The 25,544-nt window shown below is 71.6% G+C and carries 26 protein-coding genes; 11 read left to right on the top strand and 15 right to left on the bottom strand.

Translation table 11 applies throughout. The annotated features are described in order from the left end of the window. The first annotated feature begins 30 nt into the window (after positions 1-30). Positions 31-405 carry a helix-turn-helix domain-containing protein gene (locus ABD733_RS13260; RefSeq protein WP_344796968.1) on the top strand — a complete coding sequence of 125 codons (375 nt, stop codon included), beginning with the start codon at positions 31-33 and terminating at the stop codon, positions 403-405. On the opposite strand, the gene ABD733_RS13255 is transcribed toward ABD733_RS13260, so the two are convergent. Continuing rightward, a complete protein-coding gene (locus tag ABD733_RS13255; RefSeq protein WP_344796966.1) occupies positions 387-1,091 on the bottom strand; it encodes a ClpP family protease in 705 nt (234 codons plus the stop codon). The genes ABD733_RS13260 and ABD733_RS13255 overlap by 19 nt on opposite strands. After that, entirely contained in the window at positions 1,088-1,702 is a 615-nt protein-coding gene (locus ABD733_RS13250; protein ID WP_344796964.1) for a ClpP family protease, read from the bottom strand. The genes ABD733_RS13255 and ABD733_RS13250 overlap by 4 nt, the downstream gene beginning before the upstream one ends. Before the next feature lie 118 nt (positions 1,703-1,820). Here ABD733_RS13250 and deoC point away from each other — a divergent pair, with 118 nt between their 5' ends. The 4 genes from deoC to ABD733_RS13230 all read left to right on the top strand — a co-directional run bounded on the left by deoC (position 1,821) and on the right by ABD733_RS13230 (position 7,005). Next, the gene (deoC, locus tag ABD733_RS13245; RefSeq protein ID WP_344796962.1) at positions 1,821-2,516 is read left to right on the top strand and encodes a deoxyribose-phosphate aldolase; all 696 of its coding nucleotides are present in this window, start codon (positions 1,821-1,823) and stop codon (positions 2,514-2,516) included. A 92-nt stretch (positions 2,517-2,608) separates the two neighbouring features. Beyond that, entirely contained in the window at positions 2,609-3,811 is a 1,203-nt protein-coding gene (locus ABD733_RS13240) for an FAD-binding domain-containing protein (protein WP_344796960.1), read from the top strand. A 124-nt stretch (positions 3,812-3,935) separates the two neighbouring features. Next, positions 3,936-5,663, top strand: coding sequence for a glucose-6-phosphate isomerase (gene pgi / locus ABD733_RS13235; protein WP_344796958.1), 1,728 nt, complete (start codon positions 3,936-3,938; stop codon positions 5,661-5,663). Between the two features lie 313 nt (positions 5,664-5,976). Then, positions 5,977-7,005, top strand: a complete 1,029-nt coding sequence (locus tag ABD733_RS13230) for a CshA/CshB family fibrillar adhesin-related protein (protein WP_344796956.1) — start codon at positions 5,977-5,979, stop codon at positions 7,003-7,005. Between the two features lie 47 nt (positions 7,006-7,052). Here the strand turns inward: ABD733_RS13230 and ABD733_RS13225 are convergent, their stop codons facing one another. Beyond that, positions 7,053-7,979 carry a glycerophosphodiester phosphodiesterase gene (locus ABD733_RS13225; protein WP_344796954.1) on the bottom strand — a complete coding sequence of 309 codons (927 nt, stop codon included), beginning with the start codon at positions 7,977-7,979 and terminating at the stop codon, positions 7,053-7,055. 62 nt (positions 7,980-8,041) lie between these two features. On the opposite strand from ABD733_RS13225, the gene ABD733_RS13220 reads away from it, so the two are divergent. Next, complete coding sequence (locus tag ABD733_RS13220) at positions 8,042-8,443, top strand: VOC family protein (protein ID WP_344796952.1); 402 nt, start codon at positions 8,042-8,044, stop codon at positions 8,441-8,443. 91 nt (positions 8,444-8,534) lie between these two features. Here ABD733_RS13220 and ABD733_RS13215 read toward each other — a convergent pair whose 3' ends face one another. The 4 genes from ABD733_RS13215 to ABD733_RS13200 all read right to left on the bottom strand — a co-directional run bounded on the left by ABD733_RS13215 (position 8,535) and on the right by ABD733_RS13200 (position 12,176). After that, positions 8,535-9,119, bottom strand: coding sequence for a type 1 glutamine amidotransferase domain-containing protein (locus ABD733_RS13215; RefSeq protein WP_344796950.1), 585 nt, complete (start codon positions 9,117-9,119; stop codon positions 8,535-8,537). Positions 9,120-9,225: 106 nt separating this feature from the next. Beyond that, on the bottom strand, positions 9,226-10,104 hold the full coding sequence (locus ABD733_RS13210; RefSeq protein WP_425552918.1) for an ABC transporter permease: 879 nt from the start codon (positions 10,102-10,104) through the stop codon (positions 9,226-9,228). Continuing rightward, a complete protein-coding gene (locus ABD733_RS13205) occupies positions 10,091-11,029 on the bottom strand; it encodes an ABC transporter ATP-binding protein (RefSeq protein ID WP_344796948.1) in 939 nt (312 codons plus the stop codon). The genes ABD733_RS13210 and ABD733_RS13205 overlap by 14 nt, the downstream gene beginning before the upstream one ends. A 13-nt stretch (positions 11,030-11,042) precedes the next feature. Beyond that, positions 11,043-12,176, bottom strand: coding sequence for a LolA family protein (locus ABD733_RS13200; RefSeq protein ID WP_344796946.1), 1,134 nt, complete (start codon positions 12,174-12,176; stop codon positions 11,043-11,045). 189 nt (positions 12,177-12,365) lie between these two features. On the opposite strand from ABD733_RS13200, the gene ABD733_RS13195 reads away from it, so the two are divergent. Beyond that, positions 12,366-13,049 (top strand): SDR family NAD(P)-dependent oxidoreductase, encoded by a 684-nt coding sequence (locus tag ABD733_RS13195; RefSeq protein WP_344796944.1) that lies wholly within the window; start codon positions 12,366-12,368, stop codon positions 13,047-13,049. Between the two features lie 126 nt (positions 13,050-13,175). Here ABD733_RS13195 and ABD733_RS13190 read toward each other — a convergent pair whose 3' ends face one another. From ABD733_RS13190 to ABD733_RS13165, 6 genes are all read right to left on the bottom strand, one after another. After that, the gene (locus ABD733_RS13190; protein ID WP_344796942.1) at positions 13,176-13,658 is read right to left on the bottom strand and encodes an FBP domain-containing protein; all 483 of its coding nucleotides are present in this window, start codon (positions 13,656-13,658) and stop codon (positions 13,176-13,178) included. A 25-nt stretch (positions 13,659-13,683) separates the two neighbouring features. Further along, on the bottom strand, positions 13,684-14,007 hold the full coding sequence (locus ABD733_RS13185; RefSeq protein ID WP_344796939.1) for a hypothetical protein: 324 nt from the start codon (positions 14,005-14,007) through the stop codon (positions 13,684-13,686). Between the two features lie 136 nt (positions 14,008-14,143). Continuing rightward, entirely contained in the window at positions 14,144-15,247 is a 1,104-nt protein-coding gene (locus tag ABD733_RS13180; RefSeq protein WP_344796937.1) for a patatin-like phospholipase family protein, read from the bottom strand. After that, a complete protein-coding gene (locus ABD733_RS13175; protein WP_344796935.1) occupies positions 15,244-16,986 on the bottom strand; it encodes a peroxidase family protein in 1,743 nt (580 codons plus the stop codon). The genes ABD733_RS13180 and ABD733_RS13175 overlap by 4 nt, the downstream gene beginning before the upstream one ends. A 316-nt stretch (positions 16,987-17,302) precedes the next feature. After that, on the bottom strand, positions 17,303-18,058 hold the full coding sequence (locus ABD733_RS13170) for an SDR family oxidoreductase (RefSeq protein ID WP_344797038.1): 756 nt from the start codon (positions 18,056-18,058) through the stop codon (positions 17,303-17,305). Positions 18,059-18,081: 23 nt separating this feature from the next. After that, on the bottom strand, positions 18,082-19,110 hold the full coding sequence (locus ABD733_RS13165) for a zinc-dependent alcohol dehydrogenase (protein ID WP_344796933.1): 1,029 nt from the start codon (positions 19,108-19,110) through the stop codon (positions 18,082-18,084). A 129-nt stretch (positions 19,111-19,239) separates the two neighbouring features. On the opposite strand from ABD733_RS13165, the gene ABD733_RS13160 reads away from it, so the two are divergent. The 4 genes from ABD733_RS13160 (at position 19,240) to ABD733_RS13145 (ending at position 23,830) form a co-directional block, all read left to right on the top strand. After that, positions 19,240-20,493 carry an extracellular solute-binding protein gene (locus ABD733_RS13160; RefSeq protein WP_344796931.1) on the top strand — a complete coding sequence of 418 codons (1,254 nt, stop codon included), beginning with the start codon at positions 19,240-19,242 and terminating at the stop codon, positions 20,491-20,493. A gap of 74 nt (positions 20,494-20,567) precedes the next feature. Beyond that, on the top strand, positions 20,568-21,620 hold the full coding sequence (locus ABD733_RS13155; RefSeq protein WP_344796929.1) for an aldo/keto reductase: 1,053 nt from the start codon (positions 20,568-20,570) through the stop codon (positions 21,618-21,620). After that, complete coding sequence (locus ABD733_RS13150) at positions 21,617-22,960, top strand: L-fuconate dehydratase (protein WP_344796927.1); 1,344 nt, start codon at positions 21,617-21,619, stop codon at positions 22,958-22,960. Before ABD733_RS13155 ends, ABD733_RS13150 begins: the two co-directional genes overlap by 4 nt. 3 nt (positions 22,961-22,963) lie before the next feature. Continuing rightward, positions 22,964-23,830: an amidohydrolase family protein gene (locus tag ABD733_RS13145; RefSeq protein ID WP_344796925.1), complete on the top strand. Its 867-nt coding sequence runs from the start codon at positions 22,964-22,966 to the stop codon at positions 23,828-23,830. A 6-nt stretch (positions 23,831-23,836) separates the two neighbouring features. On the opposite strand, the gene ABD733_RS13140 is transcribed toward ABD733_RS13145, so the two are convergent. Together ABD733_RS13140 and ABD733_RS13135 are read right to left on the bottom strand one after the other, a co-directional pair. Further along, positions 23,837-25,156, bottom strand: a complete 1,320-nt coding sequence (locus tag ABD733_RS13140; protein WP_344796923.1) for a HipA domain-containing protein — start codon at positions 25,154-25,156, stop codon at positions 23,837-23,839. After that, complete coding sequence (locus tag ABD733_RS13135) at positions 25,153-25,530, bottom strand: helix-turn-helix transcriptional regulator (protein ID WP_344796921.1); 378 nt, start codon at positions 25,528-25,530, stop codon at positions 25,153-25,155. Before ABD733_RS13135 ends, ABD733_RS13140 begins: the two co-directional genes overlap by 4 nt. Positions 25,531-25,544 lie beyond the last annotated feature (14 nt).

The following is a 25,544-nucleotide window of genomic DNA, read 5'->3' as shown; positions in this document are numbered from 1 at the left end:
CCCGCCCCGGCGCCCTGCTTGGCTGACGCCATGGACGAGGCCTCGAAGACGACGCGCGATGCCGGCCCGGAGCTCGAACCGCTGCTGCGGGAGGTGCTCGGCCGACGCCTCCGCGAGCTGCGACTCGCCCGCGGCGAGCGGCTCGTCGAGACCGCGGCCCGAGCCGGCATCTCGCCGCAGTACCTCTCCGAGGTGGAGCGCGGCCTGAAGGAGCCCTCGAGCGAGATGATCGCGGCGATCACCGGAGCCCTCAGGATCACCCTCGTCGACCTCGCCCTCGGAGTGGTCGCCGAGCTCCGCGGCACCGGGCCCGTGCTCGACCTCGGCACCGTCGCGTCCGCTGCCCCGGTCGCCGACCTCGCGCCGCCCGCCGCCGGCTTCCAGCTCTACGCCGTGGCCGCCTGAATCGACTCCGGAGCCGGCCCCGCCCCGAGGGCCGAGTCCGCGCTAAGCGTCGGCCCCGCCCCGACCGCCGGCCCCGCCCCGACCGCCGGCCCCTGCACCGGCGGCCCGGTCAGGATCGCGTCGATCAGCCCGTACTCCCGCGCCTGCCCGGCCGTGAAGATCCGGTCGCGGTCGGTGTCGCGCCGCAGCGTCTCGACACTCTGGCCGGTGTGCTCCGACAGGACCTCCTCGATGTCGGCCCTGATCCGGACGAGCTCGTCGGCCTGCAGGATCAGGTCCGGGATCGCCCCGCGCCCCTGTCCGGCCGGCTGGTGGAGCACGATCCTGGCGTGCCGGAGGGCTGAGCGCCGCCCGGGGGCGCCCGCGGCCAGGAGCGCCGCCCCGGCCGCGATCGCCTCGCCGACGCAGGTCGTCGCGACGGGGGAGCGGATGAAGCGCATCGTGTCGTAGACGGCGAGCATCGCCGACAGGTCGCCGCCCTCGCAGTTGATGTAGAGGTTGATCTCGGTGCCGGGCGACGACGAGTCGAGGTGCAGCAGCTGCGCGATCAGGGCGTTCGCGACGCCGGCGTCGATGGCGGTGCCGAGGTAGACGATGCGCTGGGTGAGCAGGTGCGAGTAGACGTCCATCACCCGGTCGCCGCGGGCGCTCTCGGCGATGACGGAGGGGATCGTGTAGCTGCTCATGCGAACGTCCCGATCCCGATGCGGTGCGATCTCGTCGGCATCACCTGCGGGAACGAGTCGACGATCCGGTCGATGAACCCGTACTCGAGCGCCTCGGCGGCGGTGAACCAGCGGTCGTGCAGGGAGTCCTCGAAGACCCGCTCGACCGGCTGGCCGGTGTCGGCCGCGATCAGCCCGAGCGTCACGTCGCGGCTCTGCCGGAGGTCCTTCGCCTGCGCCTCGACCTCGACGGCCGAGCCGCCGAAGCCGGCGGACCCCTGGTGCAGCAGGATGCGCGCGTGCGGCAGGGCGGACCGCTTGCCGCGGGCCCCTGCCGAGAGCAGGAACTGCCCCGCGCTGCAGGCGAGCCCGAGCGCCAGGGTCGCCACGTCGCACGGCACGAGGGTCATCACGTCTCGGATCGCCAGCATCGACGGCACCGAGCCGCCGGGCGAGTGGATCCAGAGGGCGATGTCGGCATCCTGGTCTTCCGCGGCCAGGGTGAGCAGCTGCGTGGTGAGGAGCATCCCGTTGTCGTCGTTCAGCACGCCGTCGAGGACGACGACGCGCTGGTGGAGCAGCTGCTGCCGGGACTGCTCGGTGAAGAAGGGTGGTCTGGTGTCGTCGGTCATGTCGTCATCGTGCGTCGCAGGATCCCGCGGTGTCGCGCGATCCTGCTCAGGGCTGATCCGCTCGCGGCAGAAGGAGGCCGGGCAGCTCGGTGACGGCGGCCCGAAGTACCCTGGGTCCATGACCACCGAACCGACGCCCGCTCAGATCGCCCGCCTCATCGACCACACGCTCCTCAAGCCGGAGGCGACCGCGGCCGATGTCGAGGCGCTCGTCCGCGAGGCCGTCGACCTCGGCACCTACTCGGTCTGCGTGTCGCCGTCGATGCTCCCGCTGACGATCCCCGAGGGCGCCGACGTCAAGGTCGCCGTGGTCTGCGGGTTCCCGAGCGGCAAGCACACCTCCGCTGTCAAGGCCGGCGAGGCGCGCGAGTCCGTGTCGCTCGGAGCCGACGAGATCGACATGGTCATCGACATCGGCGCCGCCAAGGCCGGCTCCTTCGACGCCGTCGAGGCCGACATCCGCGCCGTCCGCGAGGCCGTCCCCGCGCCCACCGTCCTGAAGGTCATCATCGAGTCGGCCGTCCTCGACGACGACGAGATCGTGGCCGTCACGAAGGCGGCCGTCGCGGCCGGTGCCGACTTCGTGAAGACCTCCACCGGGTTCCACCCGGCCGGCGGTGCCACCGAGCACGCGGTCCGGCTGATGTCCGAGACGGTGGCCGGGCGCCTGGGCGTCAAGGCCTCCGGCGGCGTCCGGACGCTCGACGACGCGCGCCGCATGATCGCCGCCGGCGCCACGCGTCTCGGCGTCTCCGGCTCGCGCGCCCTCCTCGGCGCCGACGCCTCCGCAGCGTCCGCGCCCGTCGGCTACTAGAGGCAGTCGGGCGCCTCCTGCCCCGGGGCAGGGGGCGCTCAGGCTCTCCCGGCGCTCAGGCTCTCCCCGTCGACCGGTCGCATCATGGAGCGGTGTTCATCCCGACCAGAGCCGCCGGCCTCGAGGCGCTCCACGACTTCGTCCCTCACGCCGGAGTCGACTACTCCCGCGACCGCAACCGCGACGACGGGCCCTCGCGGAGCAACGTCTCCGGGCTCTCGCCGTACATCCGCCACCGCGTGGTGACCGAGCGGGAGGTCGTCACGGCGGTGCTGGCCCGCCACCGTCTCGGCGCTGCCGAGAAGTTCGTACAGGAGGTGTTCTGGCGGACCTACTGGAAGGGCTGGCTCGAGCAGAACCCCGAGGTGTGGCGGCGGTACCGCCTTGAGGTCGACGCCTTCCACGCGGGCGGCCTCCCGGCCGGGTACGAGGAGGCGGTCGCCGGCCACACCGGCATCGACGCAATGGACGCGTGGGTGCGCGAGCTGGTCGAGACCGGCTACCTGCACAACCACACGCGCATGTGGTTCGCGAGCATCTGGGTCTTCACCCTCGGCCTGCCGTGGCAGCTCGGCGCCGACCTCTTCTACCGGCACCTGCTCGACGGCGACGCCGCGTCGAACACGCTGTCGTGGCGCTGGGTGGCGGGTCTCCAGACCGCCGGCAAGACCTACCTGGCCCAGGCTTCGAACATCTCCCGCTACACCGACGGGCGCTTCTCGCCTGCCGGGCTGGCGACGACCGCCCGCGCCCTCAGCGAGGAACCGCTGCCAGCCAGGACGCCGATCGAGCCGGAGGAGGTCGTCGGCACGATCGGCGCACGGGCCGGGCTCCTGATCCACGAGGAGGACCTCGACGCCTCGAGTCTGCTCGCGGGGCAGCCCGGGCTGGCCGAGACGCTCGTGGCCACCGCCGCCTTCGCCGATCCTGACGAGCGTTCTCCCCTCGGGGCGTCGAGCGCGGTCGACGCCTTCACCGCCGCCGTCGTCGACGACGCTGCGGAGCGGAGCCTCGACTCCCGCGGGCGACCCGCCGTGGTGCTTGCGGGCGCCGCGGCGTCGTGGGTCCTCGACTGGGCCCGGTCGGAGCGGCTCGACACGATCGTCGTCCCGTACGCACCGGTCGGCCCCGTCCAGGAGAGGATCGGCAGGCTCCGGTCCGACCTCGCCGCCGACGGCGTGAGCCTCGTCACCGTGCGTCGCCCCTGGGACAGCGCGGCGTGGCCGTCGGCCTCCCGCGGATTCTTCCCGTTCCGCGAGAGGATCCCCGCGCTGGTCCGCGACCTCGCCGAGTGACGGGTGTCGGCCCGACACCCGGGCGGACCAGGATCGCGACGCCGCAATAGGATTGCAGACGGTCCGCCTCGCAGTGTTGCGTGAGTCGCGGGCCACGTACCGTGCAGGCGTTCTGGAGGACCCCGTGACCGAAAATGCTCCCGTAGACCCGACCTCGACCGAGGCCTGGAAGCAGCTCGCCGGCATCGCCGACGGCTTCACCCCCGACCTCCGAGGCTGGTTCGACGAAGACGCCTCCCGCGCCGAGAAGTACACCTTCCAGGCGGCCGACCTCACCGTCGACCTGTCCAAGGGGCTCCTGACCGACGAGATCCTCGGCCACCTGCTCGAGCTGGCGAAGAGCGTCGACGTCGCCGGCCGCTACCAGGCGATGATCTCCGGCGAGCACATCAACGTGACCGAAGACCGCGCCGTGCTCCACACCGCGCTCCGTCGCCCGAGAGACACCACGGGCCTGGTCCCGGCGGCACCGTTCACCGTCGACGGCGAGAACGTCGACGACGCCGTGCACGCCACCCTCGACAAGGTCTACGCCTTCGCCGAGAAGGTCCGCTCCGGCGAGTGGACCGGCGTCACCGGCAAGCGCATCGAGACCGTCGTCAACATCGGCATCGGCGGCTCCGACCTCGGGCCCGTCATGGTCTATGAGGCTCTGAAGCCCTACGTGCAGGCCGGCCTCGAGGCCCGCTTCGTGTCGAACATCGACCCGTCCGACGTCTACGAGAAGACGGCCGACCTCGATCCTGAGACGACGCTCTTCATCGTCGCCTCGAAGACCTTCGGCACACTCGAGACCCTGACCAACGCCCGCCTCGCCCGCGAGTGGCTCTGGAAGCAGCTCGCCGCCGCCGGCGCTCTCGACGACACCGACGAGGCCCGCAAGAGCGCCGTCGCCAAGCACTTCGTCGCCGTCTCGACCGCCCTCGACAAGGTCGCGGCCTTCGGCATCGACCCCGAGAACGCGTTCGGCTTCTGGGACTGGGTGGGAGGCCGCTACTCGGTCGACTCCGCCATCGGCACCTCGGTCGTCATCGCGATCGGCCCCGACAACTGGCGCGAGTTCCTCGCCGGGTTCCACGCCGTCGACGAGCACATGCGCACGACGCCGCTCGAGCAGAACGTGCCCGTGCTCATGGGCCTGCTCAACGTCTGGTACTCGAACTTCCTCGGGGCGCAGAGCCACGCGGTCCTGCCGTACGCGCAGTACCTCCACCGCTTCCCGGCGTACCTCCAGCAGCTCACCATGGAGTCGAACGGCAAGAGCGTCCGCTGGGACGGCTCGCCCGCGACGACCGACACCGGCGAGATCTTCTGGGGCGAGCCCGGCACCAACGGCCAGCACGCGTTCTACCAGCTGATCCACCAGGGCACCCGCCTCATCCCCGCCGACTTCATCACCGTCGCGAACCCCGCTCACCCCCTGAAGGACGAGACCGGCGACGGCTCGACCGTCGAGGCCGGGCAAGACGTCCACAACCTGTTCCTGGCGAACTTCTTCGCGCAGACCAAGGCGCTCGCCTTCGGCAAGACCGCCGACGAGGTCCGCGCCGAGGGCACGAAGGAGTCCGTCGTCCCGGCCCGCGAGTTCAGCGGCAACCGGCCGACCGCGTCGATCCTGGCCCCCGCTCTCACGCCGAGCGTCGTCGGCCAGCTGATCGCGCTCTACGAGCACATCGTCTTCACCGAGGGCACCATCTGGGGCATCGACTCGTTCGACCAGTGGGGCGTCGAGCTCGGCAAGCAGCTGGCGCTCCAGATCGCCCCGGCCGTCGACGGCGACGAGGCGGCGCTCGAGTCGCAGGACTCCTCGACGAAGTCGCTCATCGCGAAGTACCTCGAGCTGCGCGACTGACTGTCTCGGGTGCCGGCCCGCGCGGTCGGCACCCGAACGGGGGCCTCGGTTCCCCGCGACCAGAGGCGGCGGGGGACGCTAGGCTGACCTCACAAGGGAGGACAGAGCGTTCGGTGCACTCCGCCGGGCGGGCGTCCTCCGGGTGATCCCCGACTCTCCAGACGACCCCGAAGCGTCTGGCAGGAGCCCACGATCACGCCCGTGCACTCCGATTGACCACCGGCGGGCGAGCCCTTCCCCGAACCGACCATCCGCGCCCGTCACGACCAGCCGCACGACGTGACCCCTTCGGGGCGCCGGAGAGCAGACCTGAATGCAGAGCACCACCGCTCGCCCCTCGCGCGCAGGATCCCGCCCCCGCGTCCGGCGACTCGCCGCCCTCGCGGCCTCGGCCCTGCTCGCCTGCGGCCTCGCGCTGGCCGCGGGTGCGCCCGCCTCGGCTGCGACGCCCGTCGCCGCGCCGGCTGCGACGCCCGGCTCGACGACGGCGGCGTCGTCCGGCACCGCCCTGGCGTCCTCCTGCGATGTCGCCGCGTCGTCGACCAGCACCGCCGCAAGCGACCTCTGCTGGCTCGACCTGAGCGGCTACTCGGCCCCGGCCGCGACCTCTACGGCCGGTCAGCGCTTCTCGGTCGTGGTCGACGGCGGCTACCGCCTCTCCTTCACGCTCCGGGCGAGCGGCGGGGCCGTGCACCCGACCGCGCTCGGTGCGTACGTCAACGCCTACCTCGGGACCCGTGGCATCCTGACCGGTGTCACCGGGCGCCCCGTGCTCTCGCAGGTCGACCAGACCACCACCACGACGCTCGCGCTGTCGGACATCCGGGTCGTCGACTCGAACGACCAGCCCGCCGCCGCCTTCACGCTCGTGGGCGCCGACGCCGAGTCGACCGACGCGGGCGAGTCGATCACCTGGCGCTCCGACGTCCCGCTCGAGTCGACGAAGTACGTCCCCCTCGCCGACGCCTGCCAGGGGTCCTTGACCGGATTCGCGTCGAAGACGGTCGTCTGCGCCGGAGCGGGAGAGATCGGTGAGCACCGCGACGGCACGGCCATGGTCGCGGCTCCCGACGCGACCTCGTTCTCCCAGACCCTCGTCGGCGGCGGCGAGGAGGGAGTCGCCTTCGCGGTCGCCCTCCCGTCGCTCACGCCGGCGGCCGCCACCGTGAGCAGCCCGTCGACGACGGCGCACGCACCGTCCGCCCCCGCCTCCTCCGGAGACAGCGTCACCTGGCTCGGCGGCTCGGCGGCCCTCCGCACGCCCTCCCTCATCGGGGCGGCGCTGCTGCTCGCGGCCGCCGTTCTGGTGCTCGTCGCCCGGCGGCGCCGGATCCGCCCCTAGCGCAGCGCCTCGCACCCCGGTCCGTAGCCGGCGCCCCGCTCCGGCCCTCAGTCCGCAGGCAGGTGCCCCATCGTGGCGGTGACGCCCGAGATCATCAGCCCCTGGGCGCCGAGGTCGAGCGCGGTCCGGGCAGCCGCAGCCGTCGGGATCACGTGCCCGACGACCGGCTTGCCGATCGACGTGACCGTCCGCCACTGGGCCGGAGCGCCGTCGTAGTCGAGACCGAGGGTGCTCCAGCGATCCTGCGTCGACGTCAGCAGGTCGGGCTTCGCGGCGATCTCGTTCGCGTAGTAGAAGCCCCACGTCTGGTGCCCGCGGCCCGAGGCGGCGTCGGCCCAGCGGGTGCTCGTGCAGTACCCCTTGGCGACCATCGTCTCGGTCGGGTTCGAGACGTGCTCGGCCACCAGCGCGAACAGCTCGTCGTAGTGCTCCGCCCCGGCGACCTTCGGGTCGACGAAGAGCGCGTGCGTCTCGCCGTAGGCGTCGAGGATGTCGTCGAAGCGGGCGTACGGCCGGGACGGCTGCGCAGGATCCTGCGACCCGGTCGGCGAGATCCGGTGCGCTCGGATCTCATCCCAGGTGTGCTCCGAGGCCGTGTAGCCGCTCGTGCCCGAGGTGCGGTCGAGCGTCGCGTCGTGCAGCCCGAACCAGACGCCGTCGGACGACCGGGCGAGCGACACCTCGAGGGCGTCGACTCCTGAGGCGGCGGCGTGCGCGTAGGCGTAGAGCGACTCCTCGGGCCAGTCGCCGGAACCGCCGTGGTGGGCGATCGTGAAGCGCTTCGCGTCGAGGAGCGCCGAGACCAGGCGGCCCGGCCGACGAGGACGGAGGGCCACCGCGGTGGGCACTCCCACGCCGGCGACGACCGCGGCGGCTCCGGCGCCGATCAGGACGGCGCGACGCGAGGGGCCCCGCCGAGGCGCTCGGCCACCCGGGCCGACGTCAGCGGCAGGACGGTCGGCGGGTCGGGGCATGGAGCAAGTATGGACACCGCCGGTGCGAGCCACCAGGCCCGTTCGGGGAGTATTTTCGCGCCATGACCGATGCGACCCCGACCCGCCCCGCGATCCGCTTCGACCTCGTCGTGCTCGACGCCCCCGACATCCGCGCCCTGGCCGACTTCTACTCGGCGCTGCTCGGCTGGCGGATCGCCGACGAGAGCGACGACTGGATCACGCTGCGCGATCCTGCGACCCCGGGCGGCGCCGGGATCGCGTTCCAGTACGCCGCCGACTTCGTGCCGCCGACCTGGCCCGACGAGACCGTGCCGCAGCAGCTGCACCTCGACCTCGACGTGCCCGACCTCGACGAGGCGGAGCGTTTCGCCCTGTCGATCGGCGCGCGCCCGACCGGGCTGCCCGACGAGCCGGACTCCACGTTCCGGGTCTACCTCGACCCCGCGGGCCACCCGTTCTGCCTCTGTCTCGAAGAAGCGTGAGGCGGCCCTGACGAGCGTGAGGCGGCCCTGACGAGCGTGAGGCGGCCGGCCCGAGGGCTCGGCCGCCTCGCGCAGCGGTGATGCGGGTCGTCTAGCGTCCGGCCGACTCCGGCAGCTGCACCGACTCCAGGGCCTTGTCGATTTGCGCGAGGAAGTCGGGCAGGTCGTCGGGCGTCCTCGAGGTGATGAGCGTCCACGAGTCGGCGTCGTCGGTGGCGACCGAGCGGTCGACCCAGGTTCCGCCGGCGTTCCGGACGTCGGTCTGCAGCGACGCGAACGACGTCAGCGTCTTGCCGCGGACGGCGTCGGCCTCGACGAGCGCCCACGGGCCGTGGCAGATGGCGGCGACGGTCGTCTTGGCGTCGACGAAGCGCGTGACGATCCCGATGGCCGTCTCGTTCGTCCGGAGGGTGTCGGCGTTGATGGTGCCGCCCGGGATGAGCAGCATCCCGTAGCCCGTCGGGTCGACGTCGTCGAGCGTGAGGTCGGGCGTCACCTGCGAGCCCGGGTCTTTGTCGCCCACGAGCGTCTGTACGGGGTCGGTCGACACCGCCGCGACGTCGACGTGGGCGCCGGCGTCTCGGAGGTGCTGCACGGGCACGACGAGCTCGTCCTGCTCGACGCCGTAGTTCGTGACGATCGCGAGGATGCGTCGTCCGGTGAGATCGGTTGCCATGATCCTGTCCTCTCTGCACGACCGGGCGGTCGCGCACGCGGGCGACGGTAGTCGGCGTCGGCGCGCGCGGCTCAGGATCGCGACGGGGTTGATTCCGCCGGAGGGATTAGCTCAGGATGTCCTTCGTCGTGAACCGCCCGTAGGCGAGGAACCCGAACACGACGATGTAGCCGAGCTGCAGGAGTGCGTTCGCCTGGAAGTTGTCGAACGACACCGGCGACCTCAGGAAGTCGGCGAAGCCGAGCCAGTAGTCGGTGAAGAGGAACGGCCGGAGGAACGCCAGCTGCGGCAGCTGCCCGAGGATCTGGGCGACCGTCGAGAGCACGATCGTCGCGGCCATGGCCCCGACGGGGACGGATGTCAGCGTCGAGATGAAGAGGCCGATCGCGCTCAGCCCGAGGAGCGAGATGGTCACGTACACGGCCATCAGCAGCATGCGGCCCGCGTAGTCGAGCACGCCGACCGTCTGCCCGGAGAGCAGCGTCACCGGGCCGACGGGGAACAGCAGCGCGCCGATGATGGCGCCGAAGATCACGATGACGAGGGTGCCGGCGAGACAGAAGGCCGCGGCGCCGATGTACTTGATCACCAGGAGTCGCACCCGCCCGGCCGGAGCCACGAGGAGGTAGCGGAGGGTGCCGAGACCTGCCTCGCCGGCGATGGTGTCGCCCGCGACGACGCCCACGGTCAGGGGCAGGAACAGGGGGATAGCGACCACGAGTGCCGTCAGCGAGACGAAGAGGCCGTTCTGCGTGATGCTTCCGAGGAACGCCGGGCCTCGGCCGGAGTCGCCGCCCGTCGCGACGCGCACGGCGACCGCGAGGAGCACGGGGATCGCCGCGAGGGCGCCCAGCATGGCGATCGTGCGGGTGCGGCGGAACAGGACTCGCAGCTCCGAGCCGAGGAACGCGAGCCCCAGCCCTCCGACGCGGGTGGGATCGGTCGCCCGAGCGTCCGAGCGGATCACCGCTTCATCCTGCGACATCGAAGCCCTCCCCGGTCAGGTCGACGAAACGGTCTTCGAGGCTGGCGCCCGCGACCGCGAATCCGCGCACGCCGACGCCGCTCTCGACGAGCAGCCGGTTGAGGCGCTCGGGCGGCGGCGAGTCGGCCGACAGCTCGGCGGTGACCTGGGTGCCGGAGACCGCAGGATCGAGGCCCAGACCGACGAGGACGCGCGCCGCCTCGTCGACATCCACCGTCGACACGGTGACCCGCTGCACGCCCTGGCGTCGCAGCTCGTCGAGGGTGCCCTGCGCCACCAGGCGCCCGGCGCTCATCACGGCCACGTGCGAGCACATCTGCTCGATCTCCGACAGCAGGTGGCTGGAGACGAAGATGGTGGTGCCCTCGCCCGCCAGCGAGCCGATCAGTGACCGCACCTCGCGGGTGCCCTGGGGGTCGAGGCCGTTCGAGGGCTCGTCGAGGATGAGGAGGTCGCGCGGCATCAGGAGCGCGCCGGCGATGCCGAGCCGCTGCTTCATGCCGAGGCTGTAGGCGTGCGCCTTCTTGGAGGCGGCGTGGGTCAGGCCGACCCGGTCGAGCGCGGCGTCGACGCGGGCCTGGCGCGTGGCGCCGGGCGCCCCGCGGTCGGCGGTGTCGAGCCGCATGAGGTTCGCGCGACCTGACAGGAACGGGTAGAACGCCGGACCCTCGACGAGCGCTCCCACGCGGGGGAGCACCTGGGCGAGACCGGTCGGCATCGCCCGCCCGAGCATCCTGATCTCGCCGCTCGAGGCCTTCGTCAGACCCAGCAGCATCCGGATCGTGGAGGTCTTGCCCGAGCCGTTCGGCCCGAGGAACCCGAAGACGCTGCCCGACGGCACCGCGAGGTCGAGGTCGGCGACCGCCTTCTGGCGGCCGAACGACTTCGACAGCGCGGTCGTCTCGATGGCGAGGGACTGGCTCACGTGGTGCTGGAGGTCACTTCTGGGCGGCGGCTTCGAGAGCCGACGCCTTCACGGCGCCGACGTACACGTGGCCGTCGTCGGTCAGGTAGACCGAGACGAGCGCCGTCTGCAGCACACGGCCGCCGTCGACCTTCGTCAGGACCTGGTCGAGCATCCCGGTCGAGTCGCCCGAGAGAGCACCGGAGGGGAGCTTCGCGCCGACGATCGTCGACCATCCGCTGCCGAGGACGACGGGCTGCGCCTCGGCGCGGGCCTTGGCGATCGCGCTGTCTTTGCTCAGAGACTTGGGAGTCAGGCCGGTGTTGAAGTCGCGCTGGTACTGCGGCGCCTTGACCTGCTCGACCTTCGTGCCCTTCGGCGGAGTGAATGTGAACGTGTCGGCGGACGGCTTGTCGTACGAGATCGAGGTGAACGCGACGGAGAACGCAGGATCGCTCTGCCCCTTCGCCTTCACGACGACCCGGAGCGGCACGCCGGTCTTGCCGTCGACGGCCAGGGTGACGCGGCCGACGAGGGTGGTGTCGTCTTTCGGCGTGAGGGTGATCTGGTAGGCCTTCTGGCCGGCGACGCGGACGTTGTCGGAGACCTTGACCGCCGTGTACCTCCCGATCGCGTCGAGAGCCTTCTGAGCGGCCTCGGTGGGGGTCGTGGGCGCGTCGGTCGCCAGAGGCGTCTTGCCCGTGCCGACCTGCCAGTCCATGTCGTGGCTGGCGTCTCGGAGGGTCAGCCGGGTAGCCGTCTTCTTCTCGGAGTCGTACGCCCAGACCGTCCGGCCGTTGCGGATGACGTCGGTCTCTTTGAGGTCGTCGAGCGTCTGGACGCGCTGCTTCGTCGTGCCGTCGACGTACACCTTCGCCTTGTGTGTGCCGGTCAGCTGCGACAGGGCGTCTTGCACGTCGGAACCGGACGACGAGCCGGCACCCGTGCTGAACGACGACAGGTCGGGGAGGCCGAGGTCGGCGGTCTCGGTCACGCTGCCCGTGAACGAGGTGCCGACGCTCTTCTCGGCGAAGGCGACGATGCCCGCGGCCGACTTGGAGGGCAGCTTGACGTCGGCGGACGCCATCTGGGGGATGGCGACTGCGCCGGCGATGACGACGGCTGGGATCGCGATTGCGGGGACCCAGCGGAGAGATGACTTTTTCATGGCAGAACCTTTCACGTCTGGGAGGAAATTACGCGTCGAGCCTGCAAGCGCGCACTGAAAACAGGCCCCTGTGGAGAAACCTGGTCCCAGGGGACTACTGGGGAGAGGAGGCCGTCGGCCCTAGGGAGGAGGATGCTGCTGCGACCTGCTCCTCCGGGAGCACCAGGACGATGGCGTACGGTCGGCCGCATGACAGAACTCGCGGGTGCGGTGGTGCTGGTGGTCGGGGCGTCGGGCGGGCTGGGCGGCAGGATCGCGACGCAGCTCGAAGGGGCGGGAGCGACGGTGGTCCGCGCGGGCCGCAGCGCCGAGCGCCTCATCGGGCCAGGCGCGTACCTCGCCGACCTGCGTGAGCCGCAGGGAGCCGCCTCGCTCGTGGCCGCTGCGCTCCAGGCCCACGGCAGGCTCGACGGCGTGATCGTGGCCGCCGGTGTCGTCGCGTTCGGTCCGGCCGTCGAGGTCGACGACGAGACGGTCTCGGAGCTGTTCGAGACGAACGCGTTCGCGCCCATCCGCATCCTGCGGGCCGCGGCCCCTGCCCTGCTCGAGTCGGCCGCGGGCGGCGGCAAGCCGTTCGTCGTGACCCTGTCGGGCGTGGTGTCCGAGGCGCCGACAGCCGGGATGGCCGCCTACTCGGCGTCGAAGGCCGCGCTCGCCGCGTTCATGCAGGCCGCGGGTCGCGAGCTGCGGCGCGGCGGCGTGCGCGTCGTCGACGCCCGCCCCGGGCACACCTCCACCGAGCTTTCGCAGCACCCGGTCGCCGGGGTCGCGCCCGCCTTCGGTGCCGGGCTCGATCCGGACGCCGTCGCCGCCAGGATCGTGAGTGCTGTCGCCTCCGACGAGAAGGACCTCCCGTCGGCCGCGTTCTCCTGACTCGCCTGACCTGCCGGACGCAGGATCGCGTCACCTCTCACGCACCGCGTCACCCCTCACGCACCGCGTCACCCCCTGACGGGACGCGCTGCGTGACGCGTGACGCGGTAGGCCGGAGACTGCGCCCTACGCCGTCTTCATGATGTCGGCGGTGAAGTTCTGCACCCGCGCGAGCAGCCCGGCCGCGCGCTCGGCGATTCGCTCGGGCGGGTTGAGGTGCGGCGGTGCGACCCGGATCAGGATCGAGCACGCGAGGTCTTCGCAGATGTAGGTGCCGACGGTGTTGCCGTTGAGGCCGGCCTCGCCGGCTCGCGGTGCCGTGAAGAGCCGCACCTGCGTGGCGGGCTGCGGCGAGTGGCAGAGCGAGCACATCGCGGCGATGCCGGGACGGAGGGTCGTCGAGGCCGTGCGGACGACGAGCCCGGTCGGCCGGTCGTCGAGCCACGACACGATGTAGCCCCGGAGGTGCGCCTGAGGGTCGCGCCAGCCGAGGAACTCCCGCTCGCTCCAGATCATCTCGTGGAGGCCCGGGATCGGCAGGCGGTCGAGGTCGCCCGGAAGGGCGTTCACGAACGACGAGCGGATGTCGTCCTCGGTCAGCGGCTTCACTCCTCAAGCCTACCCACGCCGGCCGTCAGTGGCGTCGCACCTCGTCGCCGGCGCTCGCCAGCGCCTCCGTGAAGGTCTGCTCAGGATGCGCGTGCCGATACCTCCGGAACGCGGCAGCTTCGAACTCCCTCTCATCGACGAGCACCCGTGGCCGCGCTGTCTCGACATGACCGAAAGCGCTGTACACCGCGAGGAGCGCGACGCCGAGCCCGAGGGTCTGGTCGACTCTGACGAACAGCAGCACGGCGAGCCCCGTCAGGGCCGTCGGCACGAGTGCGCGCGCCCAAAGCAGGAGGCCGGAGCAGACGGCGCTGCTCACGAGCAGGCAGGCGATTCTCTTCGAAAACATTGCGTCTCCACTTCTTCGTGTACGTAACATCTAGAACGATACACGAAGCATGCCGGGTCGGCACCGACCGCAGCAGGGGGTGCGGCCGACACCGGGGCCGCGGCGGCGCCGACAGCGCGACCGCGACCGGGCAGGACTACCCGAGCCTCGCCCGAGCCTCGGCGAGCACCGCCGCGTCCTTCCGCCTCTTCGCCTCCTCCCACTGGGTGATGAAGGTCCGGGCCGCGTCGACGCCGTTCGCGTAGAGCCGCTCCTGGACGTCTCTCGAGATGCCGAAGTCGGTCGCGGAGACGTCGTCGGTGTCGACCCAGACGGTGCGGTCGTCGACACCCGAGTCGGAGAGCGAGTAGCGGTTCCACTGCCCGAGGGCTGTCGCGGCGACCGCTCTGAGCTCGGCGATGTTCCCGAGCACCGCCCGCTCCTTCTGAGTCGGCCGGGGCCGTCCCGACAGCTTGACGCCGAAGGTGGGCCAGCGGTCGAGCCTGCCGTCGTTGCGGTTGAACACCGTGATCGGGAAGTTCTGCAGCAGCCCGCCGTCGACCCAGGTGCAGCTCCCGGCGTCGGACGACTGCGTGAAGGGGCGGAAGAACCAGGGGATCGACATCGACGCGCGCACCGCGTCGACGACCCGGTAGCCGTCGATGGCGGCGAGCCTCGACTCCTCGCTGGCCGTCTCCGGCAGGAGGTACTTCGGGAGGTCCCACGGCAGCCGCACCAGGCACTTCCGGGAGAGGTCGGAGGTGTGGACGACGAGCCGGTAGCGGCGCTCGGGCGGGAGGCCGGTGCCGGTGTCGCCGTCGATCCTGAGGTCGCGGAAGGTCCGGATGCCGAGCGGGTCGAGCTTGCCGGCGAGCCAGGAGGCGAGGTAGTCGGTCCGGTAGACGCCCTGGTGGGCGAGCAGCGACGCCGCCCGGCCGACGTGCCCGAAGGTGCGCTGGAACCGGCTCTGGTCGCGGAAGCGGGTGTAGTCGAGCTCCTCCATGTCGCGCCGGATCTGCGACAGGGGCACCTTGCGGGTCTGGTACGCGGCCACGAGGCAGGCGACGATCGCCCCGGCCGAGGTCCCGCCCACGCGCGGGAACACGTACCCGGCGTCGGCGAGGGTGATGACGGCGCCGGCGAGCCCGATGCCCTTCACGCCGCCGCCCTCGAGCACGAGGTCGGCACCGCGCGTCAGGGCCTGCCGCTCGATGTCGGGGAGGTGGCCCGTGGCATCCTGCGTCCCGTCGGTGAGCGTCACGGTCGCACCGCGAACGCGAGGAGGGCGCCGACCGTGTCGAGGCGCCGGCCGTCGACGACGGGCTCGAAGTTCGGCGACTGGTTGAGGTACGACATGCCGTCGCCCGCGACCAGTCCGACGAGGGTCTCGGCGACGATCCTGCGTCCGACCGGTCCGAGCCGCACCGGCTCGGCATCGCGGCGGCTCCCGGCAGCCTTGGCCCGCTTCAGCCAGTCGACCTGCGCCTCGGCGAGCACGTAGTACCAGAGGGGTGCGTTGCCGGCGAACGACGGGTCGAGGTCGGTCAGCAAGACCGGATCGTCGGACGAGGCGCCGAGCGTGGCCTTGCCGACGACGAGCTGGTCGTCGGGGATCCTCGGGATGCCGAGCGCGTCGGCCACGGCCTGTCCGCTCGGCAGGCGGAGGTTCTTGCCGCGGAGGAGGTTCCGGACGGCGAGGTTCGCAGGATCCGCCTGCGCGTCCACGGGCTCGGCGTGCAGGCGCTCGACCGTCATCGGCGCAGCGGCCGGCGGCCGGCGGGTGGAGAACTCCGGCAGGAAGCCGAGCGGGTCGGTGAGGACGGTGTCGATCTTGTACGACGGCTGTACCCGCTGGGTTCCGCCCACCGTAGCGATGCCCGGGATGTCGAAGAAGAGGCTCCAGTCGACGGCCCAGGGGGAGGGGAAGGCGTCGAACCCGTCGAGGCCGCGGGTCGTGACGCCGGCGAAGATGAAGAACCGCCCGGCGAGGCCGATCTCGCGCTCGTGCTCGGTCGCCGCGAGCGGATCCGCCCCGCCGTCGAGGACGGTGTTCAGCCGGTACACGGGCCGGACCATCGAGTGCCCGAAGCGGTAGGCGGCGACCGAGAACTCGATCGGCATGAACGGGTCGTTCCGCCAGTGGTAGTACGACAGCCGGGGCCGCTTCTGCTCAGCGGGCTTCCGCTCGAGGCGGTGCGGCAGGAGCTCGTCGACGATCTCGCGTCCGCAGATCCGCACCAGGAAGTCGTTGAGCACCAGCCACTGGTAGTGCCAGCGCACGAGCTGCTGGATCTCGGCGAAGGTCGACTCCGGGTGCACGTCGACCAGCCGGTTGTGGAACTGCAGGAACGACGCCTGCAGCTGCGACACGATGACGTTCTCGTCGTTGCGCTTGTCGCCGATCAGCGCGCGCTTGGGGAGCGAGGGGTCTTCGACGTCCTCGTACCGGGGCAGGTCGCGGAGATTCACGGCGTGGCCGCGAGCGTGCGAGGGCCCCGAGCCGACCCCCTCCGTGAGCGGGCGTCCGAGCCGGAACTTCTTGCCGACGAACAGGTACGGCTGGTCGTCGGGCCCGCGACCGTAGAGGCTGTCGAGATCGAGCCTCGGGGTCCGGAAGTCGACCAGCGCCTCCGGGTCGTTCAGCTTCATGAGGGTCGACGCAGGATCGAAGGTGATGTCGTGGTCGACGAACTGGCCGAAGTACGTGTAGCCGGCGGGGATGCCGGAGTTCTCCTCGTCGTCCTGCAGGATCTCGTCGGTCTCGGGAGCTGCGGCCGGCATCGTCGGATCGGCAGGATCGGTCTCGGGCGCGGCCGTCATCGCGAGGCCCAGTGCGCGGAGGGCCGCGTCCGGCCAGTCGGCCGGCGGCAGGTCGCGGAACAGGCGGCCGAAGCGGCCGGTGAACTGCGCGGACCGGTGCGGCACGGCGTCGCCGCGCACACCTCCTCCGTGCGAGTGGGCGGGATTGACGCTGGTCGAGCGGTGGGCGGTGATGGGCATGGCTGTGCTCCAGAGGGGGAGGCGACGCGCGAGCGGGCACAGCGGACGGCCCTGGACACGCTCGGAGCCTCCTCGTCGAGGCACCGGTGTCGCGGGTGGAGGTGCGAGCGGTGTTCGGGTGGGAACGGGTCACAGTTCTTGAGAGGGGTGGGCGCCGGTCGCCGGAAGAGCGGGCGAGCTGGGAGCCGGGAGGAACTCGGGGGTTCCTCGAACGGCCCCGAAGCTACTCCCTCCCGGAACCGCTGTCGAGCGGGTATTTCTGCCCTGCGTCCTCCCGGCGCTGCCCGCCCCGCTCAGGAGGGCGGCCTGCCCGCTCTCAGGACGCGAGCCAGCCCCCGTCGACGGGCAGGGTCACCCCGGTGACGTAGGCGGCGGCGTCGGAGGCGAGGAACACCACCGCGCCGGCCAGGTCGTCGGGCTCGCCCCAGCGTCCGGCCGGGATCCTGCCCAGGATCCCGGCGGCGCGGTCGGGATCGTCTTGCAGCGCCTGCGTGTTGTCGGTCCGGAAGTAGCCGGGGGCGATCGCGTTGACCGTCACGCCCCGGCCCGACCACTCGTTCGAGAGCGACTTCGTGAGGCCCGCGATCGCCGACTTGGTCGCCGTGTAGCCGGAGACGTTCCGCCCGCCCTGGAAGCTCAGCATCGACGCGGTGAACACGACGCGGCCCCAGCCGCGGGCCAGCATGCCGGGCGCGACCGCCTGCGTGAGGGCGAACTGGTTCGACAGGTTGACCTGCACGAGACGGTCCCAGGCGTCGAGGGGGTGCTCCTCGGCCGGGTGGCGCTCGATTGTGCCGGCGTTGTCGATCAGGATGTCGATGGCGCGGTCGCCCTCCGTGACGGTGCGGGCGAAGCGCAGGACGGCGTCGCGGTCGGCGAAGTCGACGGCGTGGCCCTCGAAGCTCCTGCCGGTCGCCCGGACGCGGCGCTCCGCCTCGCTTCCCTCGGCGGCCAGGGTCGCGCTGACGCCCACGATGTCGGCTCCGGCGCTCGCGAGGGCAGCGGCCATGGCGAGTCCGAGGCCGCGACTGCAGCCGGTGACGAGGGCGGTGCGGCCGGTGAGGTCGAACATCCCGCTGACGTCGAGCGACCCGCTCAAGCGTCGGCTCCGGACTGCACGTCGACGAGGATCTTCATGGCGCGCCCGGCGCCGAGCTCCGCGAATGCGTCGGCGGTGCGGTCGAGCGGCACCACGCTCGTGATGAGCAGGTCGGCCGGGATGACGCCGCGGGCGACGAGGTCGACGGCCGTCTCGAAGTCCTGCCGCTGGTAGACGCGGGCGCCGATGATCGTGAGCTCGCGCCAGAAGAGGCGCTGGAGGTCGATGGGGCGGGGCTCGGGGTGGATCGCGACCACGACGAGGCGTCCGCGCACCTTGCAGAGGGCGGTCGCCCCGAGCACGGCGGCGGCGGCGCCCGACACTTCGAAGACGACGTCGGCTCCTGCTCCGCCGGTCCACTCCTCCACCCAGGCGACCTGGTCGTCTGCGGTCGGGTCGAGGGTGGTGAAGCCGAGGTCGGCGACGGCCTGCCGTCGGCCGGGGTCGATCTCGACGACGACGACGTCACCGCCGAACTCGCGGGCCGTGGTCGCGATCAGCACGCCGATCGGCCCGCCGCCGATGACGACGGCCTTCTCGCCGGGAGCCAGCTGCGACCGGCGGACGTCGTGCACCGACACGGCGACCGGCTCGACGAGGGCCGCGTGGGTGAGGCTGAGCCCCTCCGGCAGAGCCACGAGGACCGACGCGGGCACGTTCCAGAGCGGCTGCAGGCTGCCGGGGGAGTCGATGCCGATGAAGTCGAGGTTCTGGCAGATGTGCTCGTTGCCGGCGAGGCAGGCGGGGCAGGTCCCGTCCCAGGCCAGCGGCATCACGGTCACGGGGTCGCCGACGCTCCAGCCGTCGACGCCGTCGCCGAGGGCGTCGATGGTGCCCGACATCTCGTGCCCGATGACCGCCGGGAGCTCGACCCGCGCATCCATTGCCCCGTGCAGGATGTGCAGGTCGGTGCCGCAGAGGCCGGTGTACGCGACGCGGAGGCGCACCTGGCCGGGCGCGGGATCCTGCGGCTCCGAGGTCTGGATCGCGATTCGCTGGTCTCCCACGTAGGCGGCGCTGCGCATGCCTGTCTCCTTCGACGTTGTTGACCCAATCATCTGATGACTGCCGCGTAATTTCAAGTCGACGGGCCGCACGCGAGGCCTACCAGTGGCTAAGGTCTGACGAGTACCAGCAGTGGAGAGGAGCGCAGGATGACGATCACCCTGCTCGGACGCGCGGGCGACACCTTCGAGGCGTCCCTGGCCGCGCAGGATCTCGAGCCGGCCGCGGTCGACGCGCGCTGGGTGGGCATCGGCGCGCTGGAGCGCGAGCTGTTCGAGACGGCGGTGTGCGTCGACGGGAGCGTCGACGCGGTCCTGGTGCCGGCCGACTGGCTTCCGAGGCTCGCGGCGCGCGGCGCACTGAGACCGCTCGACGACCTGCTCGCGGGCGCTCCGCCGGAGGGCTGGCCCGCCGCCTGGTCGGACGCCTTCGTCGACGTCGTGACCTTCGCGGCGGACGCCGCGCCCTCCCGGGCCGAGCGCGCTGCTGTGTGGGGCCTCCCGTTCCACGACGGGCCGCCGCTGCTCGTCTACCGCACCGACCTCTTCGACGACCCGGCCGAGCGCCGCGCCTACCGGGAGCGCTTCGGCACCGAGCTCGCGCCGGCGGCCACCTGGTCGGACTTCGACCGGCAAGCCCGCTTCTTCACCCGCCCCGAGGAGGGGCTCTTCGGCACGGTCCTCGCCGGCGCCCCCGACGGGCACAACGACGTCTACGACTTCGTGACGCAGGTGCGGGTGTGCGGCGGCGACGTCGTGGCGCGAGACGGGTCCGGGATCCTGCGCCCCGCCTTCGGAGGCGCTGCGGGGCTCGGCGCGCTCGCCTGGCTGCGCGGCCACGCGGTCGACGACCCGACAGTGCCGCCCGACGCCCGCACCCTCGACAGCGTCGGCAGCGGCAGGGCGTTCGCCGAGGGCCGGGTCGCGCTGATGATGAACTGGGCCGGGTACGCCCACGCGGCCCAGGGCCCCGGCAGCCGGGTCGCCGGTCGAGTGGGCACCGCCCTCGCTCCCACGGCCGACGACGGCACCCCGACGCCGGTCGTGAACGCGTTCTGGGCGCTCGCCGTCACGGCGGGGAGCAGGCGCGTCGACGAGGCCTGGAGCGTCATCCGCGAGTGCCTGTCGCCGCGGGGAGACCGGGCGACGACCCGCGCAGGATCCTCCGGCACCCGTCTCGACACCTGGCGCGACGCGGAGCTCCTGGCCCGCACCCCGGCCTTCGCGCTCTTCGAGGAGGCGCACCGCGTCTCGCGGCCGCTTCCGCAGATCGCCGCCCTGCCTCTGCTGGTCGACGCTCTCAATCACCTCGTCGACGACGTCGTCAACTGCGGGCAGGATGCCGGGCCGGCTCTCGAGCGCGCCGTCCGTCGGGTGGAGACCGTCCTCGCGTCCGGTGATTGACCGGACCTTTTCGCGTCTTCTGACTACCAGGGGCGACATTGAAGCGGATAAGCTGTGAATAGATCATATGATTCGTGAACGAGCTTGATCAGGAGAAGAACGTGAAGACGACCACTCAGAGACGAGGCGGCGAAGCGGTCCGGCTGACGGAGCTGGGCCTCGGCACGGCGCAGTTCGGCAATCTCTACAGGGAGGCCACCGACGACGACGTCCGGCAGGCCTTCGAGGCGGCGTGGGAGGCGGGGGTCCGGTACTTCGACACGGCGCCGCACTACGGCCTCGGGCTCTCCGAGCGTCGGCTGGGCGAGCTCCTCTCCGAGCACGACCGCTCCGAGTTCACCATCTCGACCAAGGTCGGCAAGCTCCTCGTCCCGAACCCCTCTGGCGAGGACTCGCAGGACGACCAGGGCTTCGCCGTGCCCGCCGTGGTCAAGCGGCAGTGGGACTTCAGCGCCGAGGGCGTGACGCGCTCGCTCGAGTCGAGCCTCGACCGGCTCGGCCTCGACCGCGTCGACATCGTCTACGTGCACGACCCCGACGACTTCGGCGACCAGGTCGTCGCCGAGGCGATCCCCGCCCTCGTCGAGCTCCGCGACCGCGGTGTCGTCGGCGCGATCGGCACCGGGATGAACCAGTCGGCCCTGCCCGCCCGCTTCGTCCGCGAGACCGACATCGACCTCGTCATGCTGGCCGGCCGCTTCTCCCTGCTCGACCAGGGCGCCCTCGACGACCTCCTCCCGGCAGCGCTCGCCCGGGGCGTCGGGATCGTCGCCGCCGGAGCCTACAACTCCGGCGTCCTGGCGACCGACCGGCCTCCGCGCGACGCGAAGTACGACTACGACACCGTCCCGCCCGAGATCGTCGAGCGGGCCTGGGCCATCGCCGACGTGTGCGAGCGGCACGGCGTCACGCTCCCCGAGGCGGCCGTGGCGTTCCCGCGGCGACACCCCGCCGTCGTCTCGACCGTCCTCGGCATGAGGAACGGCGCCCAGGCCGAGGAGAACATCCGGCGCTTCGCAGTCGACGTGCCCGACGCGCTCTGGACCGACCTCGAGGAGCGCTCGCTCATCCGCCCCCTCCCGACCGGGTCCCCGGTCGCCCCGACCTCCGCAGGGAGACTCTCATGACCACCATCACCTCCGTCGAGACGCACGACGTCCGCTTCCCGACGTCGCTGTCGGCCGACGGGTCCGACGCCATGAACAAGGACGGCGACTACTCGGCCGCCTACGTCGTCCTGCGGACCGACGATCCTGCGCTCTCCGGCTTCGGCTTCACCTTCACCATCGGGCGGGGCAACGACCTCTGCACCGCGGCGGCCGCCCAGCGGGCCCTCCCGCTCATCGGCAGGAGCGTCGAGGAGATCACCGGCGACCTCGGCGGCATCTACCGCGAGCTGCAGAGCGACTCGCAGCTGCGCTGGCTCGGCCCTGACAAGGGCGTCATCCACCTGGCGCTCGCCGCTGTCATGAACGCCGTGTGGGACCTCGCGGCGCGCGTCGGGGGCAAGCCGCTCTGGCGGCTCCTCACCGACATGACCCCGGAGCAGCTCGTCGACGCCGCCGACCTCCGCTACCTCTCCGACGCCCTCACCCGCGACGACGCCCTCGGGATCCTGCGCGAGCTGGAGCCGACGAGGGCCGAGCGAATCGCCGAGCTCGACCGGACCGGGTACCCCTGCTACACGACGAGCGCCGGCTGGCTCGGCTACTCCGACGACAAGCTGCGGAGGCTCTGCCAGGAGGCCGTCGACGCCGGCTACCGCCACATCAAGCTGAAGGTCGGCGCGAACCGGCAGGACGACTTCCGTCGGCTCGCGATCGCCCGGGAGGTCATCGGCTGGGACGCCGACCTCATGATCGACGCCAACCAGGTCTGGGACGTCCCGGAGGCGATCGACTGGGTGCGCTCGCTCGCGGAGTTCAAGCCGCTCTGGATCGAGGAGCCGACGAGCCCCGACGACGTCCTCGGGCACGCCGCCGTCCGCCGCGCCGTGCACCCGATCGGCGTCGCGTCGGGGGAGCACGGGATGAACCGCGTGCTGTTCAAGCAGATGTTCCAGGCCGAGGCGCTCGACTTCTGCCAGCTCGACGCCGCCCGGCTGGGCAGCGTCAACGAGATCCTCGCCGTCTACCTGCTCGCGAAGAAGTTCGGTGTGCCGGTCTGTCCGCACGCCGGGGGCGTCGGCCTCTGCGAGCTCGTGCAGCACCTGTCGATCTTCGACTACGTCGCGGTCTCCGGGAGCCTCGAGGGCCGCGTCACCGAGTTCGTCGACCACCTCCACGAGCACTTCGTCGAGCCGTGCGTGGTCGAGGACGGCGCCTACCGCCTGCCGGGTGCACCCGGCTACAGCGCCGAGATGTTCGACTCGACGCTCGACGAGTACGCGTTCCCGGACGGCTCCTACTGGGCGGCCGATCGGAGCCTCCACAGCGCCGACCAGAGCCGCACGAGCCGAGTCGCCTGACCCGTGGCCGTCATCGACTCGCACGTCCACGTGTGGGACCTCGAGCGCGCCCACTACGACTGGCCCGACGGATCGGTCCCCGAGATCTTCCGCTCCATCGGCCTCGACGAGGTCCGCCCGTCGCTCGCCGCCGCAGGCGTCGACCGGGTGGTCCTCGTCCAGGCCGCCGACGACCCCGACGACACGGCTACCATGCTCCGGACCGCCGACCGCCATGACGAGGTCGCGGGCATCGTCGCGTACGCGCCCCTCGAGAGGCCGCAGGAGGCGCACGACCGGCTGGTGGAGCTGCGCCGGGATCCGCGCGTGGTGGGGGTCCGCACCCTCATCCACGACCAGCCCGACCCCGACTGGATCCTGCGCCCCGACGTCGACGAGGGCCTCGGCGTGCTCGAGGCCCTGGGCGTCCCGTTCGACTACGTCGCCGTCCTGCCGCGGCACCTGGAGCACCTGCCGGCCCTCGCCGAGCGGCACCCCTCGCTCAGGATCGTGATCGACCACCTCGCAAAACCGCCCATCGGCGATCCCGGCTCGGCCCGCTGGCCGGGCGACACCTGGTCGGTCCTGATGGCGCGCGCAGCCGAGAACCCCCTGCTGTCGGCGAAGGTCTCCGGGCTCTATTCGGCGACGGCCGATGCCGCGTCGTGGACGCAGGATCAGGTGCGCCCCTTCGTCGAGGAGGCGCACCGGCTCTTCGGCCCCGACCGCCTGCTCTACGGCGGCGACTGGCCCGTCTCGCTCACCGCCGGCGGCTACGCCCGCTGCTTCGACGCGCTGTCGGGAATCTTCGCAGACTGGCCGGCGGCCGACCGGGCGGCCGTGCTCGGCGACAACGCGCGTCGCTTCTACGGCCTGCCCGCCGAGGACTGAAGCGGATCAGATCTCGACTCGCCGCGCGAGCGCCTTCTTCGCCTGTCGCGCTCTCAGCTCGATGCGGTCGAGGAGGAGCTCGACGACCGGCGTGCGGAACCGCTCGTCGAGGTCGGCTGCCAGGTCGGCGAAGACGCCGGGCAACTCCTCGCAGACGACGATGCCCCATTCGAGCAGATCGGCTGGCGAGACCGCGGCGGTTCGGGCGATGGCGCCCCATTCGAAGGCTCCCATGTCTCCGACTCGGTACGAGGCCGAGATGCGCATGGAGAGGCGTGCGTCCTGCATGGCGCGGAGCAGGTCGTCGCGAGATGCGACGGACGGCCCGACGTAGGGGAGGAACGAGGAGACGTCGTAGGCGGGAGTGAGGGGACTCCGCCCAGGGAAGAGATACAGCGAGAAGTTCTTCGCGTGGCCGTCGGTATTGAGCACGATCCACGAGAACAGCAGAGCCTGGATGAACCGCGTCTTCGATCCGACTCTGTCGCCGTCGACCCGATTGCGATCCAGCACTCGGATGATCTGCTCGGCCGACGGTCCGCCCTGCGACTCGTACTTCCGAAGTCGCGGGCGGCCGAGAGCTTGAAGAAGATCCTCCTGGTGCAGGCGAACGACCCCGTCGGGGGTGTCGGCCCGATCGAACCGCTCCACCTGAAGAGCGACTTCCTCGCCGAACTTCGCGATCTCGGTCGTCGCGCTCGGGATGCCCGCAGCCTGCGCCGCGGCCATCGTGAGGTGCTCGACGATCTCACCGTCTTCCAGCCGCGTCACTTGGGGTTTGAAGATGTGGGTCGACGGGGTCGCTCCCGAGGGATCCCACCACTCGTCGTGCGCGCGAGCGAGTGCGAACTTCGCCTGGGCACCGCCGAGGGAGAATCGCCCTGGTCCGGAGTCGTTCGCGAGGGGATCGGGCGACCCGTCCCGAATCGAGCGGATCCGCCGGGCGATCGACTCGTCGGTCTCGGGCGCGAGCGAGCCGTGGGTGCGGGGCGATTCTCCTGCACGGGTGAATTGCAGTGCTCCGGCCACGTCGGCGCCGTGGACCGACAGCAATGTCGCAGGATCCGCGTCCGGCAGTGAGGAGGCGCGGGCCCACTCCTCGCGGACGACGGGATTGTCAGGGAGGAGGTTGTCGACGAAGTCGAACACGTGGGCGCCCGTGTGGGTCGCCGTGGTCAGAGGAAGGGACAGAGACACAGGAGCAGCCGCTTCGTAGGATCGCCATTCGTCGTCGTACACCAGTCGATAACCGGACCGACTGTCGCCGGCCTCGAGAGTGGCCACGCGAGAACCGTGGAGATGGACGTCCAGTCGTCGGCCTGTCATCGCGGCGGAGGCGACGTCAGTCGATGCAGGGTCCTCTGCAGGCGTTCGCTGCGTTCGCGCGGAGTGCGGGACCCCGACGGGTCGGCCATCCTCGAGATCACCGCGTCGATCGCTTCGAGCGGCAGGTGGAAGCCCTCGCGGGGTGAGACAGCGTCGCGCGACTGCGCTGCGGTCACGACGTCGAGCGCGAGGTCGAGCTCGCGCACGACCTCGAGGGCTTTCGCGAGCGAGACGTCGCCCTTGCCGGCCTCGAAGCGCGACAGCCACTGCCTCGTCGTGCCTGCTCTGTCGGCGAGAGCGCCTTGGGACAACCCGAGGTCGAGCCGCCTCTGCCGGGCCAGGTCGCCCAGTTCGTCAGGCCAGGACGCGCGCATGATCCTCCTTCATG

The sequence above is a fragment of the Frondihabitans peucedani genome (genome assembly GCF_039537585.1).
GTDB lineage: Bacteria > Actinomycetota > Actinomycetes > Actinomycetales > Microbacteriaceae > Frondihabitans > Frondihabitans peucedani.
This window is presented reverse-complemented; position numbering and strand designations above follow the sequence as displayed.

Excerpts from the sequence above, each read along its gene's own strand:
- ABD733_RS13140 (WP_344796923.1), bottom strand. The coding sequence starts at position 25,156 with ATGACAGGCCGACGACTGGACGTCCATCTCCACGGTTCTCGCGTGGCC.
- ABD733_RS13150 (WP_344796927.1), top strand. The coding sequence starts at position 21,617 with ATGACCACCATCACCTCCGTCGAGACGCACGACGTCCGCTTCCCGACG.
- ABD733_RS13135 (WP_344796921.1), bottom strand. The coding sequence starts at position 25,530 with ATGCGCGCGTCCTGGCCTGACGAACTGGGCGACCTGGCCCGGCAGAGG.
- ABD733_RS13195 (WP_344796944.1), top strand. The coding sequence starts at position 12,366 with ATGACAGAACTCGCGGGTGCGGTGGTGCTGGTGGTCGGGGCGTCGGGC.
- ABD733_RS13255 (WP_344796966.1), bottom strand. The coding sequence starts at position 1,091 with ATGAGCAGCTACACGATCCCCTCCGTCATCGCCGAGAGCGCCCGCGGC.
- deoC (WP_344796962.1), top strand. The coding sequence starts at position 1,821 with ATGACCACCGAACCGACGCCCGCTCAGATCGCCCGCCTCATCGACCAC.
- ABD733_RS13200 (WP_344796946.1), bottom strand. The coding sequence starts at position 12,176 with ATGAAAAAGTCATCTCTCCGCTGGGTCCCCGCAATCGCGATCCCAGCC.
- ABD733_RS13215 (WP_344796950.1), bottom strand. The coding sequence starts at position 9,119 with ATGGCAACCGATCTCACCGGACGACGCATCCTCGCGATCGTCACGAAC.
- ABD733_RS13170 (WP_344797038.1), bottom strand. The coding sequence starts at position 18,058 with ATGTTCGACCTCACCGGCCGCACCGCCCTCGTCACCGGCTGCAGTCGC.
- ABD733_RS13225 (WP_344796954.1), bottom strand. The coding sequence starts at position 7,979 with ATGCCCCGACCCGCCGACCGTCCTGCCGCTGACGTCGGCCCGGGTGGC.
- ABD733_RS13230 (WP_344796956.1), top strand. The coding sequence starts at position 5,977 with ATGCAGAGCACCACCGCTCGCCCCTCGCGCGCAGGATCCCGCCCCCGC.
- ABD733_RS13160 (WP_344796931.1), top strand. The coding sequence starts at position 19,240 with ATGACGATCACCCTGCTCGGACGCGCGGGCGACACCTTCGAGGCGTCC.
- ABD733_RS13260 (WP_344796968.1), top strand. The coding sequence starts at position 31 with ATGGACGAGGCCTCGAAGACGACGCGCGATGCCGGCCCGGAGCTCGAA.
- ABD733_RS13250 (WP_344796964.1), bottom strand. The coding sequence starts at position 1,702 with ATGACCGACGACACCAGACCACCCTTCTTCACCGAGCAGTCCCGGCAG.
- ABD733_RS13175 (WP_344796935.1), bottom strand. The coding sequence starts at position 16,986 with ATGCCCATCACCGCCCACCGCTCGACCAGCGTCAATCCCGCCCACTCG.
- ABD733_RS13220 (WP_344796952.1), top strand. The coding sequence starts at position 8,042 with ATGACCGATGCGACCCCGACCCGCCCCGCGATCCGCTTCGACCTCGTC.
- ABD733_RS13210 (WP_425552918.1), bottom strand. The coding sequence starts at position 10,104 with ATGTCGCAGGATGAAGCGGTGATCCGCTCGGACGCTCGGGCGACCGAT.
- ABD733_RS13185 (WP_344796939.1), bottom strand. The coding sequence starts at position 14,007 with ATGTTTTCGAAGAGAATCGCCTGCCTGCTCGTGAGCAGCGCCGTCTGC.
- ABD733_RS13165 (WP_344796933.1), bottom strand. The coding sequence starts at position 19,110 with ATGCGCAGCGCCGCCTACGTGGGAGACCAGCGAATCGCGATCCAGACC.